Here is a 17599-nt window from a genome sequence, read left to right as displayed (position 1 = left end):
AAGTTCCGCAGAACATTGCCGTGTTGTATCAGGACTGTAGTTAGAAGGAATCGTGATGAGTCAAAATGTCGACAGTTGCAGGGATGAGGACGACGGCGAATCATCGTCGGTCCGAGAGATCATCGAGTGGGTGTCGCGCGGCATCATCGAAGGCCGCCTGTTGCCGGGCGGCGATCTGAATTCCGTCGATCTGGCGAAGCGGTTCAATGTGAGCCGCACGCCCGTGCGCGAGGCGCTCTTCGTGCTGAGCCGGGAAGGACTCGTGGACTGGTCGCCCCGCCGACGGCCGCGGGTCTCGGCGGTCGACCTGAAAGAAGTGCGGGAAATCTATCACTTACGCGCGACTCTGTACGGGGAAGTGTCGGCTGCGATCGTCGCCCGGGCGAGCGACGCGGATATCGAATCACTATGGGATGCGCATCGCCGTCTTGCTGAAGTTGCGTCGCATGGGGACGTTGACGGCTATTTCTGGGCGAATGTGGCGTTTCGCGACGAAGAGCTGCGAGTGTGCGGCAACGACGTTTTCAAGGAGGTGCTGGGTTCCATGCGTATGCGCATCAACCGGCTGCGTCGCTTGAGTACGTCATTGCCGGGTCGTTTGAATCGCTCGTGCGCGGATCATCAGCGGTTATGCCGCGCGTACGCCGAACGCGATGGTGTGCTGGCCGCGGCGCTGAACCGCTCCATCGTATTGAGCGCGCTTCAGGCGATCGAACTCGCATGGGATCGAGTCCCCAACGGCGCGGATGCAGCCGTTAAGGGACGTAAGCGCAGCCGCTAGGTGGATTGGTCGGATGAACCGCGTCTGACCTATGGATATCGAGGCGCCTCTGCGTCCATCTGATCGCGCACGCGTTGCGCCCAAGCCCGCGCGCTCAGCTATCGGCATGCCGCAGTACGACGGTTGACAGAAAAAGACTTATCGCTCACATCAATCAATCGATATCCGTGAAGCATTCATCCATGGCTTCAAAGAAGAACGACAAGACACCTCGGCCCGAAGAAGTAACCGACCACGCAACGGATATCGCGAAGCACTTTGCCCGTGTGACGTTTCTCGCGGATCATCGGGCCGATCTAACGAGGGTGACCACCCCAACATTGATCATCCAGTCCAACGATGACCTGCTTGCCCCCGTTTCGGTCGGCAGGTATATGCACGAAGCGATCCCCGGCAGCGCCATGGCCCTTGTCGACAATGTGGGGCACTGCCCGCACATCAGCGCGCCTGGCCCTAGCATGGCCGCTACTGTGGACTTTCTTACGAAGCTCGCGCTTTGATATGCACCCTCCACCGGCGACCAACGGCCCAGTCGACGATGCGTATGAATACGCGCCGTGTGGACTGTTGAGGACCGAACCCGACGGCATCATCGTGCGCGTAAATGCCACATTCTGCCGCTGGCTTGGGTTCAAGGCGACAGACCTGCTCGGCCGACGCCGGATTCAGGACCTGCTCACGATGGGTGGCCGTGTCTTCCATCAGACCCACTGGGCGCCGCTGCTCCAGATGCAACGCTCGGTGGCAGAAGTAAAGCTTGAATTTCGTCACCGCGATGGGCATAAGGTCGCCATGTTGATCAATGCGGTGAGGCGCTCCAGCGATGAGGCAGCATTCGACGACTTCGCATGCATCATCGTTCACGACCGTCACAAGTACGAAAAGGAGTTGGTCTACGCGAGGCGCCGGACCGAGGAAGCGCTTGAAGCAAAGATCGAGGCAGAGGAAGCACTGAGACTGGCCAATCGGCATAAGGACGAATTTCTGGCGACGCTCGCGCATGAACTGAGAAATCCCTTGGCACCTATCCAGGCTGCCCTGAATTTTCTGAGCCGTAAGGAGTTCGCCGAGCCGGACGTGCGACTGTCCTTCGGCGTGCTGGAACGGCAGGTCGCCCAGATTGGTAGACTGGTTGATGACCTTCTCGACGTGGCGCGCATCGCCGAAGGCAAGATTGAATTGCGTATCCAGCGCATCGATCTGATCCCGATGTTGAATACGGCCATTGAAGGTTCGCGCGAACTGCTGCGGTCAAAATCGGACGAGTTTGTCGCGGATCTGCCAGACCGCCCCATTTATATCGATGCAGACCCCGCCCGTGTTGTCCAGATCGCCCAGAACCTGCTCAACAATGCCGCAAAGTACACGCCTCCAGGCGGGCGCATCGGGCTTACAGTAAGCTGGGACGATACCCACGCGATCATAGCGGTGAGCGACACCGGAATCGGCATCTCAGCCGAGAATCTCCCGGCCCTGTTCAGCATCTTTTCGCAACTCCCTTCTGGGAAGTCATATGCTCAGGGCGGCCTCGGCATCGGGCTTTCGCTGGTTCGCGCGCTGTCAGAAGCGCACGGCGGAGCGGCTACTGCCACGAGTCTGGGCGCGAGCAGGGGTAGCGAATTCACGGTTCGTCTGCCGCTCGCGCCCGTACAGGAAACAGCAGTCAAGGATGAAAGAATGATGTTAGCTGCCGCACCTGGTAGCAGGCGCCGGGTTCTCGTCGTAGACGACAGTGAAGACGCAGTTTTCAGCCTGTGCATGCTGCTCGAATCAGACGGTTTCGAAACACGGTCAGCCAGCACCGGAAACGGGGCCATTTCCATGGCCAGCAAAGCCGATGTAGTCCTGCTCGACATCGGACTGCCCGATATGGATGGTTATGACGTGGCCCGGCAGATCCGGGCAGACCCTCGCAACAGCGGCGTGTTGCTGGTGGCGGTGACAGGCTGGAGCCAGAATCGCGACCGGGAGGCTGCGGCCGGCGCCGGATTTGATCACCACCTAACCAAGCCGGTGGACTACGCGCGGCTTTTAGAGATACTCAATACGGCCGGATAGTTGATGCTGCTTCGAATACGCAGCGGTCGAACGGCCGGTTCGGGCGTGGGCCATTGTCCCTTTCGGGTCGCCCCCGGGCCGCTGGCGTTACGATGACGTGCTGCGGTTCGATGCACGACGATATGGGAAGTACGCGTCCCAATCCACATCCGGTCATTGGACATGTGCTGAGGAATCCTCGACAATTCGCCCCCCGGACATCGATCCGACGGCTACCGGAAGCGCCACTGACGCTTTGCGCTGATTGCGCCACCGCCCACAGAGCAGTGTTTGAGATTGTGAGCAATCACTGTGGCTCCCCCGCGCCGATAACCTTCATCACCTCCCGCGATCGCTCTTCGAGCCGCTTATGTCGACTCAGCACAATCGTTGACGACGCGGACTACCCGCTGAGGGTCGACGGGCTTGACGAAATGCTGTTCAAAGCCGACGGCCGTACTTCGGACCCTGTCTGCATCCTGTCCATAGCCGGTGAGAGCAATCAGGCGGCATGGCTCGTTGCCCAGGATCGAACGGATTTTCTCCGCGAGCTCGTAGCCGCTCATTACGGGCAGACCAATGTCCAGTATGGCGATTTCGGGCCTGAAGCGCTCCACTGCAGCCAATGCTGCTACAGGGTGGTGATACACCTTCACCTCGTGACCCTCAAGCTCGAGCAACGTGCCAAGCGCATCGACCGCATCGACGTTGTCGTCCACGAGCATGATGCGACGTCTTAGGACGACTGCGGGCGTGGCAATCGTCTGCACCGCCGCAGGGACTGCCGTCTTCTCGTACCGCGAGCGTACCGGCAGCCTCACGATGAACTTGCTACCCTGGCCTAGGCCCTGACTTCTGGCTTCGACGGTTCCCCCGTGCAGCTCAACGATGTTTCTGACAAGCGAAAGCCCAATGCCAAGTCCCCCCCTGGCCCGATCCAGACTTCTTTTGCCCTGGAAGAAGAGTTCGAATATGCGCGGCAACAGTTCTTCTGCGATGCCCGCTCCGTTGTCTGTAACACTGATGCATAGATGTTCCTCGCCCTCCCTGGTCCCACACACCACAATGTCCCCTCCATCGCCTGTATAGCGTGCCGCATTGGTCAGCAGATTCGAGACCACTTGCGTCAGACGCACGGAATCGCCCTCGAGGCGCAGGCCGTCCTCCAGATCGACGCGCAGTGTATGCCCGCGCTGCTCAAGCAGCGGACTCACCATCTCGATGGCCTTCGCAACCACGTGGTCGATTTCAACGACACCGATGTCAAGGTCAATCCTGCCTCGCGTGATGCGCGACACGTCGAGCAGGTCGTCCACGAGACGGACCATATGGTGTACCTGACGCCTGATGATCTGCTGTTCCCTGTCGGTGGTGGTGTCGCCGCGCCTGCTCATCAGTTCCAGCGCCATTACGATGGGCGACAGAGGGTTGCGCAATTCGTGGCCGAGCATGGCGAGGAACTCGTCTTTGGCCGAGTTAGCCTCAGCAAGTTTGGCAAGCAACGCGGATCGTTCGAGATTGGCCTGTTCGAGAACCTGGCGGTTCCGTACGTGCTCCGTCACATCGACTGCAACCAACACAATGCTGTGAACTTCGCCCTCCGTTCCGTCCAGCGGCTCAAGGTTGATTGTTATAAAGCGCTCCTGCCGGGCTTGCTCTCCGGTACCGGCGAAAAGACGGAGCTCTCCCCCAGTGAACGGTTGCCCCGTCGCTCGCACCTGGTGCAACAACCTGGCGAGCTCGCTGTCGTGAAGTTCCGGGAATGCGTCCGCGAACGCCGTGCCCTCGATATCTGAGCGACCGGCCAGTTCACAGAAGCGACGATTGGCAAGCTCAAAGACAAGATCCGGTCCGGTCAACAACGCGGCAGCGACCGGGGCGTTGAGAAGCATCCGGTTGCGCTGCGCGAGCGCTTGATCACGCTCATGCCGTTCCGTGGCGTCCCGGGTGAAACAGCGCGTGTATCGCAGTTGCCCGTCCTCAAAGAATCCGTTGGAATGGATCAGTACGTGCTTTATCCGCCCGTCCCGGCATCGCAGGCGCGCCGGCTGGTCGTAGATCGTTTCGCCGCTGCCGAGCCGGTCGAGGATGCTCTCAATCACCGCGCGGTCTACGTGGAACTCTGCGATATGGCGCCCCACGTATTCTTCCCATCGGTAGCCCAGCATCGCCAGTTCGGCCTTGTTTGCCCAGAGAACCGTGCCGTCTGCGGCGACCTTGTGAATGCCCTCCGCCGCGTTCTCGACGAAATCGGTAATCTCCTTCTCGCGTAGCTTCAGGGTCTGCTCGGCGGCGACCCGTCGGGCGACCTCCGCCCGCAGCGCGCGGGCCTGCTGCTCAAGCTCGGCAAGTCGTGAGTGCAGAGGTCCACCTTCCGTCGCGGAAAGATGGCCAACAGAACACGCATGATCGTGCTCCGCGCATATCCGCCGGAAGGCATCCGCCGATTCTGCATTGGGGAACTGGTGCCATGGATATCCGCAGAACAAAGAAAATGAAGCTTGCGCTGACAGACGGTTCCACAGTTGCTCCAGGCGGATAGCGGCCTGCTGTAATCCCCGCTCGCAGAGCAACGCGACCATTTCACCGAACGCGTTGACCGTGTGTCCATCGCGGCAAGCCTTTTTTACTATCGCGCCCACGACGTCGTCGAACCGACTCTCGTCGGGCCAGTCGTCAACCATGAACTGTGCAAGCGTATCGTCGGCATCAAGCGTGATGAGTTGTCCGGGATACCACGTCTCCGGATGCTGCGCCGAGCCGAAGCCAATGAGACGGCGACGCAGTTCGTTGATGTGCCCCGCCGTAGCGATGACTATGCCAACGCCTCCCGAACGAAGAGCGTCATCAATGAAGTCGGCCACTTCTGCCAGAAGCTGCATGTCGTCGTCGTAGAAGCGGACGAAATGCGAGGATTGCTCCGAAAGGTCGGGAAACATTTAAGACTCCGAGTCTGTTTGGCCGTCGCTGCAAAGAACTCGATCGTCGTGACGGTGCGCGAGCCGATGGCGGGCACCGATAAGGGCCAAGACTTCACGGTGAAAGGCGGGCCACCAGAAATTGCGTAGTTTGGGCTTGGGGCCGCCGAGCTTGGGGAGAACCTAGTATGAGGATAACACCTTGCGCCATCCGCAGTGCTTGGCGTTCGGCCTCGATGCCATCTGTCCGTCAAGAGAGGTGCGGCGCCGGCAGTTGGGAAAACTGCATCTTGCTCCGGGCGGCCAACGACTTAAACCGTCTGCGGACGGCAGCAACGCGGCTATAAAGCGCCACCCAAATACTAATCAAGATGACCAGGTTCCCAGGAGGGTTGCTGTGGGACGAAAGTCCTGTACCTGCCCATGCCTGCTGAAATCGCGGAAAGTGCCGCGCCGTTGAAGCCGCAGCCTATCAGGGGCCGGAGGTTCGGATTGGAAAAATAAGCATGGCCGCAGCGAGGCCAACTGATCCGCCGAGGAGCGTCTCCCACGCTCGGGCGGCAAGCAAGCGAACTGAGTGCACACCGCTTGCCGCGAGTGTGACGATCAGCGTGAAGGCGAACGCCCCGCAGGCGATGTCGTAGCGCCCCGGCGTGATGATTTGCGCAGTGCGTGCCAATGAGAGGTGTCCAGTAGCGAGGCACTGAACGAATGGTTCAACGGCGCTGCGGTCGGCTTGAAAGTCCAATGGGTAGGCGGCGCTTTGCAGTTGGATATCGAAGCGTCGGAAGGGAGCTTTGTTGGGTATCTCGTGGCTGTAGCGGCAAAGGCCATTGCCTCGGGAGAATGGACACGCCTGAAGAGCTGTCCTGATTGCCAATGGGCTTTCTACGCCAACGCAACGCCGAATGTCCGGCCATCAGCCGCCACTGTCCCGGCTCAGGAAGCCTATGCTCCATAGATTTTCCGCGCTGGGGGACCTCCTTCGATCTAGAAAGTTGCTAGACCGCGCATATAGTTTCCGCGCTTGGACGTCGAGGGGGGAGTTCAAGGGCTTTGAGTACCGCGAGCAGATTACGTTGGCGGGTAGTCGGCAAGTTACAACGCCAACGCAGTGCCCCGTAACCAATGGTCAGAAAGTAGCTCCCACAGGCAATCGCAACGATCGAATCCATTATCACAGTTGTTGACCTTCCGCTTGGGTCACCGCGCGCTAGATATTCGAAAACGCTGACAGCCATTGCGCCGGCCACGACGAATCTGCAGGCCTGCTTCCATCTGCTTCTCCCCCAGAATCGAGGGAGCCGCGGTAGATAGTAAAGCTGCCTGTCTGGCGCAAACTCAAGGGAACCGGCCGAAAACGCCACGAAAGCACGCGGGTCAGACGGATGGCGAAGACCGTATACAAGATGTTGGCCGGACAAACCTTCCGAGGCGATTGCAAGTCGTATGTGATCGCCCTCCGCAAGCGGCAGCTTTACTTCGCTGTAGTGGGGGATGCCGCTCGCCGCTGTATATAAGACGACCGAAATTCCGTTCACCTTGAATCGAAATGAGTGCATCGTTCCGTGGGTAACGCCATATTGGGTTCCCTCGGTTTTCACCCGGAGATCAGTAAGCTCTAACTCGGTGACGTCGCCTTCCAATTGGACAATCAGCGCATGCCGCAACTGATGCTTGACAGCTTCTGCGAGCGTCTCGTCGACAGCGGTCTCGACGGATTCCGGTGATCCGGTTGAGGACAGACGGCTTCGTTTCCTAATTTGGTGTGCCATTCGTCTGCGGGAAAAGTACGATGGACGAAGAATAACGTGATCGCAACGTTTATGGTCAGTGATCGACGATCGACTACAACCGGACGATCGAGATAGGCTCTAGTTTTGCAATGAAACCGACCAGAATGGAAAACCCATCAATGGAAGCTGTCGTTACGTTGCGCCAAGCGTATCTGATCATGTTCGAGTTTCTTGAGCGGGAATGGAAGCGTCTCGATAGACCCGAGGTGCTCGGCGCACTTCTCAGTAACCTTGCTCTGTGGGGCGACATGCATGGACAGGGAGCGCCTATGGACGCTGCTGTTTTTCCAGAATGGCTTGAATGCGCTCAGCGCGTGCTTCGCGATGACGAACTTGGGGGCTATGCAAACGCCGACATCAAATTATCGCGCGAATAGCATGTGAGTGTCCGATTCAAGGCGCCCCGATCGTCTGCATTGGCTCGGCTTATGTCTCCCGCATACGGCCCGCGGTCCAAGGCTATCGTTTCACCATCCGCAGGAGGCGTGCGACCGAGAAGTGATGATCGACTTCGTCGCCCGAATCGCTGACAATCGATTTCGAACGGAGCTCCGACTGGTGACAAGGAGTTGGGTTCAGCGCAACGATGTCTGGTTTCCAGGACGAACTCGGGTTTTTGCGTGGAGCATACCTCAGCGTTGCCTACAAACACGTCGGCATCCGTCGACCGGTCAATACAGTGGAGCAACCGACGTGACAGTGGAAGGCAAACGGGTGGCGGTCGTCGCCCCGGCAGGCGTTCCTGACATGAACAACCTCGCGCAGGCGATTTGTCTGCTCGAGAGTTGGGGATTGTCTGTCTCCGTAGGCGCGCACGTGGCTGACCGGTTCCGGTATCTCGCGGGATCCCATCAGCATCGCATAAGCGATCTGCTTGCGGCGTTGATGGACCCGGCGGTCGATATCATCTGGATCGCACGCGCCGGCTATGGCTGTGCGCACGTGCTGTCGTCGCTACCCGCAACCGTTCCATGCGAGAAAACCGTGATCGGCTTTTCCGATGCGACCGCACTTTTCTACGCTCTGCGACAGATTCCCGGCATCAGTGTGATTCATGGGCCGACGCTCAACGGCCTCGCGACGAAAGTTGACGAGATGTCGCGCCGCAATGTTCTCGATACTCTTACAGGAGTCACGCCGGCGCCGCTGCCGCTCGAACGGTTGCGTGGACCGGCTGATTCGATCAGTGGGCCACTCGTCGGCGGCAACCTCACGGTTCTCGCGAGCACGGCCGGCAGCCGTTGGCAACCGGACTTTCGCGACTCGATTGTGGTGCTGGAGGACGTAACTGAACTCGCATACCGCATTGACCGCAGCGCTATGACGCTGCGTCACGCCGGCATCCTGGACGGCGCGCGTGCGATTGTGCTCGGAGAGTTCGTCCGCTGTCCGTTGCCAGCCGGGGCCGACTACTCGCTTGCGGACGTGCTGCTGGACGTGTTGGCGCCGCTCGGCGTCCCAATCTATGGAGGATTCCCCGTTGGACATGGCGAGCGCAATCTGTCATGGGTAGTCGGGCGACCCGTCGAGATTCGCGAAGGCATGTTGCTGCGATAGCTTGCCTTTCGTGTACCCCTTTTGATCAGCGATCGACGGGTCGACGGAGCCTGTGGGCGAGTATGCGTATTGTTTGCCTGCGGTCGCTCGCTGACGCCGCGAAGCGTACTGAGCGCCGCCATACTCGCGAGGCCGCCTCCTTCGTCGACAATCTTCGGAATTGCGCTTAGCCGCGCGAACTGGCGATGCTGCATCCACCGTCGGCCAGCCTTCTTACAGCCCCCCTCGCCGCGTGCATACCGCATTGATCCTCATAATCGCGAATTGCTCTCTGGCTCCAGGCATGTTTTGAAGAATGCATTCGTGATAAGCCCGCTCACGCGGCAGGAGCATCTCGCTATTTCTATACAGCGCGTAGCATGACCGTTGAATGTAGTTCGAGGCAACTTGACTGCGGGCGTCGCGCAACCCGACAAGCAAACACTCGTCATATGAGGAACCGCTATCGGCCAATGCAGGGTGCATTGTTACCAATGCTGATAGGCATATTGCCGCTCGGGCGGCATGCATCCGTATAACGCTTATGGGCATTGCTAGGCTCTCGATTTTGTGATTTTCTGGCGATGGCTTCATCCCACGCTTTGACAAAAGTTTATCAAAGCAAGGCCCACCCCACCCACGGCATGCTGAAACGACTCGCGTGCTCATGCAATCACCAGCGGCCGGGTCGCACATCAGCTGAGCTTCCGGGATCGGCCGCGACGAGACATTCGACACGACCACCCGAATTGGCGACAATTCACGGACCTATAGCGATCAAGATAATGAAGGCGGGGGCAAATTTGCCGACGATGCTTGATCTTGCCAACGTTGACGATGATTACGGGCTCATGCGAAGGACAGACGAGCCGGTCTTACGCGTTCCGGACTGGTGATGCGTATCTCGGCTAACTTAATCTTAGATTAGCTGTCAGCACCGATCTTCTAGTCTGCAATCGCAGGATGGCCATTTTCGCGATGAACTTGCAACCCTTTTCCTGGACCCAAATTTTGGTTAAAAGTCGATGGATCGGCGTGGTCTTCGCGCTTTGCAGCGCTAATGCCTGGGCGCAATTTGACGGCGGGAACATAAATGATATTTTGACCGTCTCGGGCTCTTTGCAAATCGGCAAGCTTGCGCGCCCTGCGCCGGACGGCGCGAGCTTCAGAGCGACTTTGAACGGTTCGCCTTTCGACCAGCTTTACGGTCTCCGCTTCGTTTACTACACCGATTCGCCTGCGGAAGGCAAGCCCGCCTCGCGCGTCGTCATTGAAGACTTTATTAATGGCTTTTCAGACGCGCCGTCGGTCACTCTGTACGACTTCCAAAAGAAGCCAGCTACCGTGTTGCCCATCAGTGAAAGGCTCGATGTCGATGATGTTCGGTGGACCAGTAATTCCGTTGATCTGAGGGCAAACGGCCAGTGGTTTGCATTCTCAGGCCACAAGTTGATCCGGATTCGCCCCGTAGACAAATGACAACGACGCCCGAAGATTTTCGATTCCCGTTTTCTCCGCGTGGTTGCCGTATTAGATACGGCCTCCAGCCGATACTCAGGGCGCTAATGAGTGGATCCGCGGGTGACCATACATGAAGAAAGCGATCAAGCACATGACGCGCGCCATCGGGGGCTGCGTTTTGTTTCCTACAGCGGCGTGGCTTTTCATATCGACCGATATACCTCGCGCGCCAAGCGCGCCGCCTGGGAGCCGTGAGTGGATGGCCTACGTTAGTGACCATTATTTCGATATTTCGGACGGGGAAGGACACGGCCCCGATCCGGGGAGCGAGGAATGGCTGCACAGCGTGGAGAGGCAAGCGAAACTTCAAGACCACAACGATCTTCCATTTAGCGAAGGCTGCAAGATGGTCCAACAGCAGCTCGTGCGGCACGTTTTTATCCTCAACCGGCCGCTGGGCTGGATTTTCATGCTGTGAAAGAAACTGATCTGGTCGCGTTCCGGCGGCCGCCCGTCAGCCGGAGGGCCGCGGCTAACCACACTCATACCAGACCCACTGCACGCCGCATGGCTGCCGTGATGCCCTGCCGTGTCTGCCAGTAGCCTTGCCACGGGTCTTTTTTCAGCGAACGCTGGCGCTCGATGGCTTTAGGCATTGTCCACTCATCGCTGCGGCGAATTTCCTGAAGCTCGTCCCAGGAGACAGGCATCGAGACGCCCATGCCGGGGCGGGCTCGCACGGAGAAGGCGGCAACTGTGCTTGCCCCACGGCTGTTACGCAGATAGTCGATAAAGATCTTTCCGACGCGATTCCTTGGACCGAGCACTGCCGAAAAGCGCTGCGGCACGACCCGCGCCATATGCTTCGCAACTGCGTGGGCGAACGCCTTGGCTTCGCTCCATCCCTGTCGGCGCGTCAGAGGCACAGCGATGTGAAAGCCTTTCCCGCCGCTCGTCTTCGGAAAAGAGCGCAGGCCAATCTCGTCGAGCGCGACCTTCATCAGACTGGCGGCTTCAAGCATTGCGGTCCATGGCAGGGCGGGGTCCGGATCGAGATCAAAGATGATGCGGTCGGGGTGCTCCAGATCCGGCGCGGCCGCATTCCACGTGTGAATCTCAACGACGCTCATCTGGGCGAGTCCGACCAGCGCTTCTTCGCTATTCGCGATCAGTAGCGGAGGGTGCCGCGGGTGTAGCTCAGGAGGCAGTTCTGTAACGCCGGGAATGCGCGCCTTCTCGCTGTGCTTCTGGAAAAAAAGCTCGCCCGTGATCCCGTCGGGGACGCGCACGAGCGCGAGCGGACGATTATGCAGATGCGGCAACGCCCACTGAGCGATCGCCGCGTAGTACTCGACCAGCTCCCTCTTCGTGTGCCCGGTGACTTCGTCCATCACCCGTTGCGGATTCGTGATACGAACCCCCGCGATCCTGAGACTTCCCTTCGGCCCCGGCACCTCGCGAGTCGAGCCGGCGTCGATTTCCACCGGCTCACCGCCTTCAATCGCCACCATGGTCTCTTCGGTCACTGCGGCCGCCGGCTTATCATCGCGGACCGCATGAAACACGGGGTGCCTGACTTCGCCGCCCGGGGTCCATTCAAGGAAAGAACATTCAACGACGATCGACGGTTCAATCCACAGGTAATCGCGTTCCTTTTCCGGCTTGGGAAGGTTGTAGAAAGCCGCGCTGTCGCTGCGCACTGCATTGGCTCGAGCGACGAACGCGGTGGCCGCCCGGGACGAGAAATACGGCCTTACGCTGCCGGCATAGCGCAGCGATCCATCCTTCTCATGCACGCCGAGCAGCAGTGAATGCACGCCCGAGCGCGCGCCCCTCGCGCGAGTGAACCCGCCGACGACAAATTCCTGGCGAAGGTAGCACTTGATCTTCACCCAGGCTGCTGACCGCCCGGAGCGGTACGGCGCGTCTCCGCGCTTGCCAATGATGCCCTCAAGCTTCATCTTGCAAGCCGATGCGACGAGCGAGACCGGGTCCTGCGGAAAGTCCTCGGAGAATCGGATAGCGTCGGAAGTGTGTTCCGCGATCAGATCCCTCAACAGCGCTCTGCGCGATCGCAGCGGCTGCTCGCGAAGGTCGGTACCGTTGAGCCATAGCAGGTCGAACACGAACATGACGATCTCTGCTGTGCTGCGCCGGTCGAAGGCGTTCTGCAACGCGTTGAAGTCTGGCTGGCCGCTTGAATCGAGCACGACCGCCTCGCCGTCGAGCCACGCGCTATCGACCTGCAGCCCATTGCAGGCGTCCGCGAGACGCGGCATCCGCTCGGTCCAGTCATGACCTTTGCGGGTGAAGATCGTTGCGATGCCTCCCTCGATACGTGTCATCACGCGATAACCGTCGAACTTGATTTCGTAGGACCAGTCGCCTCCCTTCGGCGGACGGTCCACCAGTGTCGCCAGTTGCGGCTGTATCAACGCCGGCGGTCCACCTTCGCTTTGATCCGCTTGCGCGGCAACGCGCGCAGGATTGACCCGGCTCCAGCGCCCCATGTCATTCCCCCGCCTCATGAGGAGGGGCGTCGCTCAGCCATCCGAGCACCTCCGGGCGATTGCTAAAAGCAGGGGACGATATCCAGTTTTCAAACGTCGGCTGCCAGTCCTCCCAGTATAGTCGTTGATGTCGAACTCCTCCTCGATCGCGTCCGTTCCACGCTCACACAAGAACGCGAACACAACCCCGCTCCCGTTCCAGTAAGCAACCATGCACTCATTCAGGTCAGCGGCGGTGCCTCGCGGTAAATCCCGGAGCATCATTGCAAGCTGTTGAACAAACTGATCTCGGGTCATGACAGTCCTCTCGACCCCGCGCGCGGGTAGTCCATAGACGAATGCGTGAATCGGAATGCATACCGGGCCGTGTCGCAGTGGCCTGTCCCAGGACAGCAGTTTCTATACCGCACTCGGCTACCTTGCAGCCCGGTTGGACTCCGCAGCCTTTGGGCAGCACGGCGCCAGCCGCTGCCGTTAAGTTTCATTAAAGATCGGGGCGCTCCAGCCGTTAAATACTACGATTATCTCGAGTGGCGCCCGTCGGAATAAATTCATTAACCAAAGGAATTAAAAATGCGTCTACTGCTCGCCATCATTCTGCCGTGGCTCCAGTTCTTCACCATCGGTCGCCCCTTCGCCGGCATCATCTGCCTGCTGCTTCAGCTGACAATAATCGGCTGGGTTCCGGCGGCGATCTGGTCCGTTTTCGCTTTAAGTCAGTACAAGACGGACCAGAAGATCGAACGTGCACTCGCAGGTCGCGGCTGACTGAAGCGGTTGGCGACAACCGAAGAAACGGCGCTGTTATCGGCGCTAGTTGAAACATAAAGTCATGAACGGGAAGTTTCGTGAATCGTAGAATCGCTTTCGCAGTTTTCTGCATTCTTCACCTCAGTGCGTGCGCGGTGGACCATGCCACGACGCCACCCACCGCGGGCAGCGGGGCAGCAACGAATGCGACAGCGGCATCAAACGCTGAAGCGCTGGTTGAGCAGGCAGTCGAGGAGCAACGGCTCAGAGAGCTTGGCGTGCAGCCAGGAACAAAGAAAGCGGCGATCATGATGAGGTGGTACCGCACGATCAGGGAGGCTCCTGATCTCAAGGCCGCATTTCCGGCAGGCATTCCGCCCTCCCAGACTCCTCAGGGGCAAGTGGTCTTTGCCGACGGTATGTCGCGAGTCACGCCGGCCAGAAGAGCCGAATTCTGGTCATTGTATGCTCGCGTGGCTGCTGCGCATTTACCCGACGACTGCTACGGGCTGGCCTCGCCGACTGCGATCTCAAGCCGGTTGATGGCGTTCCCGAACCTCACAGACGAAGACACTGACGAGTACCTGGGGCTTACTGCCGCGATGCTGCATGCGAGCGCCCAGCATGCGCCGGAGCATGTGCCCACGCCTGCCGAACTTATGGCTGCTTCGACCGCGTTGGGCAAAATGATGGTGACAGAAGTCAAAAGCAAAGCGGACGCGGATCATCTCGCGCGCGTTCTGGTCAACCGGAGCACCGCTTCCATTGCGGATGCCTGTTGGGTTACGAAAGTATCGATCCGTGCCATCGACAGAATGCCGCCTGAGGAAAAGGACGTCCTATTGGCCAGTGCGTATCATCAGGCCGTAGTCGCAGCGGCAGCACCGGCATCATCAGCGGCACCGGCGGCCGGCAGCCGCAATTGACAGACCTCCGCACGGCCAGAGGGGACCGCGATAATGGAAGGGAACTGGCGAGAGTTTGACGACGGCGCAGAGGGCTCGCAGGAAGGGCGCTTCAGTTGTGGGCGCCCTGCAAACATGTCCATGCGATTTCTAACGTGGCTCTACCTGACGTGCGCGATCGCGCTTATCGGACTCGTACTCGGGTCCGTAAAACCGGTTCTGTCTCACTACACCTCGCCGCAACCGATCCCACATGTGCGTATGTTTTCCCTCCGTAGTACAGGGCTGTTAATAAGCGGAGCGCTTCTTCTATCCGGCTTAGGGTGGCGAGGGCGCGGCCAGCCGCATCGAGGTGAACGGCGCCTGGACTGCCGGCGCGAACGGCCCTTACGACCGTAGTCGTGAAACGCTCGCCTCACTGAGAGAAATGTAGATGCAGATTGGCAAACATCCGGCAATCCGAAACGCGGTCCGAATCGTAAGCGCGTTTTCGTACGTTGCCTCGATGCTGCTCCCGGCGTTTGCCGAACCCGACAGCGCGCACAAGCTGCTCTGGTGGAAGGGCTATAGTGTCCTGGCGATGGGTTGGCTGGGTATTTTCAATCTGCAGTTCGCGTGGCTCGGCAACCTGGCAGTCGCGATCTCCGTGATTCGGCCGTCGAGAGCCTTGTCTGCCATATTGACGTTCTGCGCTATCTCGGCGCTTCTGTGGCATGAACTTCCCACGGATGCCACTACCAAGTACATCCGCGATTTCGGGCCAGGGTACTATGCATGGCTTTTTGCGTTGATCAGCGCCGCCGTGGTCCCGTTCCTTGGAGAGCCTCTCAAGTTCCCGTCCGTAACTTTCCTGAAGCAATATCTGTCGTTCCGTCGGCCCAGGCCAAGTCGCGACGACGCCTCTACAATGCCGCGTGCGCGCCCCAACGTTCAAGTGGGACCACTGAGTCGATGGGTGGTTACCGTCATGGATGGCCGGGTTGTTGCGCTCGACCCGACAAAGAGCAAACGTGAGATCGCGCTGGACAGCCTTGATTCGGTGATTATCGAGACAACTGATGACGGTCCCTACAGGGCGGATATGTGGTGGCTCCTGTATGGGCTTGACGGCAAACTGGCATGTGCGTTTCCCCAAGGCGCGCGCGGCGAGACGATGGTGGTTGAAACACTGATGTCGCTGCCGGATTTTGACCACCGCGCGATGATCGAAGCTGAGACAGCCTTGCACAGTGCAATATTTCCTGTCTGGCAAAAGACGCGGGCATGAGAAGCCGATGCGATAAGAGTTGTTTCGTACCGCCAGAACTTGAGCTGCAGATCCGTCGCTGGGGCCCATGCCCGGCGCCGCAGTACGTCGCCGAGGCCGTTGCGGCCAGGCGGACTCGTCCATATCCACGGCGCGCCGTATAGCCGCGATCCTAACCGGATCGACCCGATCGACGGTGGCCCTGCAGACCGTTGCTAACCGGAGCGTCCCGTGGACGCAAGCATCGTCCCGCGGCATCGACGGTGACCGCAACGGCACCCGTATTGGGCGCGCACGTCTGCTGGCAGGCGGCCCTCTACTGAGAGCCCATACGTAATGAAAAGCTCCTCTCCCGGCTTGATATCTGAAACCGCGTGGATGTGCACTCTTTCACCGGACTCGATGGCCTCGCAATTGGCGACGCACGCGTGATTGAGCCAGCGCGCGCTGTTGCCGCCAAGCGAGCCGTCGATGACCCGCCCATCGGATAGTCCAAAAAGGAACGTGTGGCCCTCCTTCCCGAAACGGCGATGGCGAGTGATGGCCTGCTTCCAGCTCATGACCGTGCCGGCGTACTCGAGGATGAGTTCGCCCGCGCTGATTGGTCGTAGCGCAAACACGCCTCGACCGTGAACGCCCGAGCGGCGAACAGCAATTCTTTTCATCAGTACCTGTTGCAGTGAATGTCGAACGCGCGCTCGTTAGCGTGACCAGCAGCAGACTTGACAGCAACTCGCGCCTGGTAGAATCGTCCATCATACCCAACGGGAATTCAACCACATGGAACGCTATAAAGATCTGCTTGCGCAGAAGGAGCAACTCGAAAAGCTGATCGCCGAAGCCCGCAAGAAAGAGGCCGCAGCCGAGCTCGAACGGGTGCGCGAAGCCGTCGAGGAGTTCGGTTTCACGCCAGAAGACGTCTTTGGAAAGCGTCGCAGAGATGCCGGGGTGCCCGTGGCGCCGAAGTATCGCAATCCCGAGACTGGAGACACGTGGAGCGGGCGCGGCCGCGCACCGCACTGGATCAAGGATCAGGACCTCGAACGCTTCCGCATCAAAGAATGAGTGGCGCGCAGCACGACGTTGTCAAGGCCCGGATCTATCTCGCCGGGTTTGACGTTTTCCGCGTCGATGCACTCGACTACGGTCGCTCGCTTCGGCGGATGTGCGCGGACGCCGGATTCGAGGGCCTCTACCCGCTCGATGCGCTGGCGCCGGCTGACCTGTCACCGCAGGAAAAAGCTGCGTGGGTCTATCGCTCCAACCTGGCAGCGATCCGCCGCGCGGACATTGTCATGGCCAACGTAGCAGATTTTCGCGGCGCGGGCGAGCCTGATAGCGGCACCGCGTTCGAGATCGGGTTCGCGGCTGCGCTTGGGAAACCCATCTGGGCTTACAGGGAGGACGTCACCGAGTTGCGCGAGCGCGTACCATGCAGCGCAACCATGCTCGGCGATGTCTGCGAACGCGGCTTTCTGGTCGAGGATTTCGGGCTTTCCCTCAACCTGATGCTCGCGTGCGCCGCAACGATCGTCCAGGGCGGTCCGCTCGCATGCCTGCATGCTATCTCCATCGCCTATGAGGGTGGTACGACAGCCCCTTCTTCCTGGAGGCGGGATGGCGGATCGGAGATTCGCCAGGTGCAGGGTTGATGCCAAT

The 17599-nt window shown here is 59.5% G+C and carries 16 protein-coding genes and 1 pseudogene; 12 read left to right on the top strand and 5 right to left on the bottom strand.

The features are described 5' to 3' along the window. Positions 1–55 precede the first annotated feature (55 nt). From H281_RS0131895 to H281_RS0131885, 3 genes are all read left to right on the top strand, one after another. Entirely contained in the window at positions 56–781 is a 726-nt protein-coding gene (locus tag H281_RS0131895) for a GntR family transcriptional regulator (RefSeq protein ID WP_020071189.1), read from the top strand. Between the two features lie 182 nt (positions 782–963). After that, positions 964–1281 carry an alpha/beta fold hydrolase gene (locus H281_RS0131890; RefSeq protein ID WP_020071188.1) on the top strand — a complete coding sequence of 106 codons (318 nt, stop codon included), beginning with the start codon at positions 964–966 and terminating at the stop codon, positions 1279–1281. A 1-nt stretch (position 1282) separates the two neighbouring features. Further along, positions 1283–2839 carry a hybrid sensor histidine kinase/response regulator gene (locus H281_RS0131885; RefSeq protein ID WP_020071187.1) on the top strand — a complete coding sequence of 519 codons (1557 nt, stop codon included), beginning with the start codon at positions 1283–1285 and terminating at the stop codon, positions 2837–2839. Between the two features lie 347 nt (positions 2840–3186). Here H281_RS0131885 and H281_RS35675 read toward each other — a convergent pair whose 3' ends face one another. Together H281_RS35675 and H281_RS37395 are read right to left on the bottom strand one after the other, a co-directional pair. Next, positions 3187–5757, bottom strand: a complete 2571-nt coding sequence (locus tag H281_RS35675; protein WP_020071186.1) for a hybrid sensor histidine kinase/response regulator — start codon at positions 5755–5757, stop codon at positions 3187–3189. A 451-nt stretch (positions 5758–6208) separates the two neighbouring features. After that, positions 6209–6388: pseudogene (locus tag H281_RS37395) on the bottom strand (FUSC family protein); the annotation flags it as partial. A gap of 1263 nt (positions 6389–7651) precedes the next feature. Between H281_RS37395 and H281_RS0131860 the strand changes: the two are divergent. Beyond that, positions 7652–7909, top strand: coding sequence for a hypothetical protein (locus tag H281_RS0131860; RefSeq protein ID WP_020071182.1), 258 nt, complete (start codon positions 7652–7654; stop codon positions 7907–7909). A gap of 316 nt (positions 7910–8225) precedes the next feature. Beyond that, a complete protein-coding gene (locus H281_RS0131855; RefSeq protein ID WP_027805121.1) occupies positions 8226–9089 on the top strand; it encodes an LD-carboxypeptidase in 864 nt (287 codons plus the stop codon). Between the two features lie 213 nt (positions 9090–9302). Here H281_RS0131855 and H281_RS37575 read toward each other — a convergent pair whose 3' ends face one another. Then, complete coding sequence (locus tag H281_RS37575; RefSeq protein ID WP_338117956.1) at positions 9303–9599, bottom strand: VF_A0006 family four-cysteine protein; 297 nt, start codon at positions 9597–9599, stop codon at positions 9303–9305. Between the two features lie 432 nt (positions 9600–10031). Between H281_RS37575 and H281_RS0131845 the strand changes: the two genes are divergently transcribed. Both H281_RS0131845 and H281_RS0131840 read left to right on the top strand, forming a co-directional pair. Beyond that, positions 10032–10547 (top strand): hypothetical protein, encoded by a 516-nt coding sequence (locus tag H281_RS0131845; RefSeq protein WP_020071179.1) that lies wholly within the window; start codon positions 10032–10034, stop codon positions 10545–10547. A gap of 112 nt (positions 10548–10659) precedes the next feature. Next, the gene (locus H281_RS0131840) at positions 10660–11007 is read left to right on the top strand and encodes a hypothetical protein (RefSeq protein WP_020071178.1); all 348 of its coding nucleotides are present in this window, start codon (positions 10660–10662) and stop codon (positions 11005–11007) included. A 64-nt stretch (positions 11008–11071) separates the two neighbouring features. Here the strand turns inward: H281_RS0131840 and ligD are convergent, their stop codons facing one another. Beyond that, on the bottom strand, positions 11072–13039 hold the full coding sequence (ligD, locus tag H281_RS35125) for a DNA ligase D (RefSeq protein ID WP_020071177.1): 1968 nt from the start codon (positions 13037–13039) through the stop codon (positions 11072–11074). Between the two features lie 573 nt (positions 13040–13612). Between ligD and H281_RS0131825 the strand changes: the two genes are divergently transcribed. The 3 genes from H281_RS0131825 to H281_RS36275 all read left to right on the top strand — a co-directional run bounded on the left by H281_RS0131825 (position 13613) and on the right by H281_RS36275 (position 15961). Next, the gene (locus tag H281_RS0131825; RefSeq protein ID WP_020071176.1) at positions 13613–13807 is read left to right on the top strand and encodes a YqaE/Pmp3 family membrane protein; all 195 of its coding nucleotides are present in this window, start codon (positions 13613–13615) and stop codon (positions 13805–13807) included. A gap of 80 nt (positions 13808–13887) precedes the next feature. Beyond that, positions 13888–14715: a hypothetical protein gene (locus tag H281_RS0131820; protein ID WP_020071175.1), complete on the top strand. Its 828-nt coding sequence runs from the start codon at positions 13888–13890 to the stop codon at positions 14713–14715. A 412-nt stretch (positions 14716–15127) separates the two neighbouring features. Beyond that, positions 15128–15961 carry a hypothetical protein gene (locus H281_RS36275; RefSeq protein ID WP_020071174.1) on the top strand — a complete coding sequence of 278 codons (834 nt, stop codon included), beginning with the start codon at positions 15128–15130 and terminating at the stop codon, positions 15959–15961. 194 nt (positions 15962–16155) lie between these two features. Here H281_RS36275 and H281_RS0131810 read toward each other — a convergent pair whose 3' ends face one another. After that, positions 16156–16605: an SET domain-containing protein gene (locus tag H281_RS0131810; RefSeq protein ID WP_020071173.1), complete on the bottom strand. Its 450-nt coding sequence runs from the start codon at positions 16603–16605 to the stop codon at positions 16156–16158. A gap of 115 nt (positions 16606–16720) precedes the next feature. Between H281_RS0131810 and H281_RS0131805 the strand changes: the two genes are divergently transcribed. After that, the gene (locus H281_RS0131805; protein WP_020071172.1) at positions 16721–17005 is read left to right on the top strand and encodes an H-NS histone family protein; all 285 of its coding nucleotides are present in this window, start codon (positions 16721–16723) and stop codon (positions 17003–17005) included. Then, positions 17002–17592, top strand: coding sequence for a nucleoside 2-deoxyribosyltransferase (locus H281_RS35115; protein WP_020071171.1), 591 nt, complete (start codon positions 17002–17004; stop codon positions 17590–17592). Before H281_RS0131805 ends, H281_RS35115 begins: the two co-directional genes overlap by 4 nt. Positions 17593–17599: the final 7 nt, after the last annotated feature.

Source organism: Paraburkholderia caledonica (assembly GCF_000383275.1).
GTDB classification, from domain to species: Bacteria; Pseudomonadota; Gammaproteobacteria; order Burkholderiales; family Burkholderiaceae; genus Paraburkholderia; species Paraburkholderia caledonica.
The sequence above is the reverse complement of the archived record's forward strand: the minus strand, read 5'-3'. Positions and strand labels throughout refer to the sequence as shown.

What these genes read in the sequence shown, in the direction of transcription:
- H281_RS0131895 (WP_020071189.1), top strand. Translation starts at nt 56, where the DNA reads ATGAGTCAAAATGTCGACAGTTGCAGGGATGAGGACGACGGCGAATCA.
- H281_RS0131890 (WP_020071188.1), top strand. Translation starts at nt 964, where the DNA reads ATGGCTTCAAAGAAGAACGACAAGACACCTCGGCCCGAAGAAGTAACC.
- H281_RS0131885 (WP_020071187.1), top strand. Translation starts at nt 1,283, where the DNA reads ATGCACCCTCCACCGGCGACCAACGGCCCAGTCGACGATGCGTATGAA.
- H281_RS35675 (WP_020071186.1), bottom strand. Translation starts at nt 5,757, where the DNA reads ATGTTTCCCGACCTTTCGGAGCAATCCTCGCATTTCGTCCGCTTCTAC.
- H281_RS0131860 (WP_020071182.1), top strand. Translation starts at nt 7,652, where the DNA reads ATGGAAGCTGTCGTTACGTTGCGCCAAGCGTATCTGATCATGTTCGAG.
- H281_RS37575 (WP_338117956.1), bottom strand. Translation starts at nt 9,599, where the DNA reads ATGCATGCCGCCCGAGCGGCAATATGCCTATCAGCATTGGTAACAATG.
- H281_RS0131845 (WP_020071179.1), top strand. Translation starts at nt 10,032, where the DNA reads ATGGCCATTTTCGCGATGAACTTGCAACCCTTTTCCTGGACCCAAATT.
- H281_RS0131840 (WP_020071178.1), top strand. Translation starts at nt 10,660, where the DNA reads ATGAAGAAAGCGATCAAGCACATGACGCGCGCCATCGGGGGCTGCGTT.
- ligD (WP_020071177.1), bottom strand. Translation starts at nt 13,039, where the DNA reads ATGGGGCGCTGGAGCCGGGTCAATCCTGCGCGCGTTGCCGCGCAAGCG.
- H281_RS0131825 (WP_020071176.1), top strand. Translation starts at nt 13,613, where the DNA reads ATGCGTCTACTGCTCGCCATCATTCTGCCGTGGCTCCAGTTCTTCACC.
- H281_RS36275 (WP_020071174.1), top strand. Translation starts at nt 15,128, where the DNA reads ATGCAGATTGGCAAACATCCGGCAATCCGAAACGCGGTCCGAATCGTA.
- H281_RS0131810 (WP_020071173.1), bottom strand. Translation starts at nt 16,605, where the DNA reads ATGAAAAGAATTGCTGTTCGCCGCTCGGGCGTTCACGGTCGAGGCGTG.
- H281_RS0131805 (WP_020071172.1), top strand. Translation starts at nt 16,721, where the DNA reads ATGGAACGCTATAAAGATCTGCTTGCGCAGAAGGAGCAACTCGAAAAG.
- H281_RS35115 (WP_020071171.1), top strand. Translation starts at nt 17,002, where the DNA reads ATGAGTGGCGCGCAGCACGACGTTGTCAAGGCCCGGATCTATCTCGCC.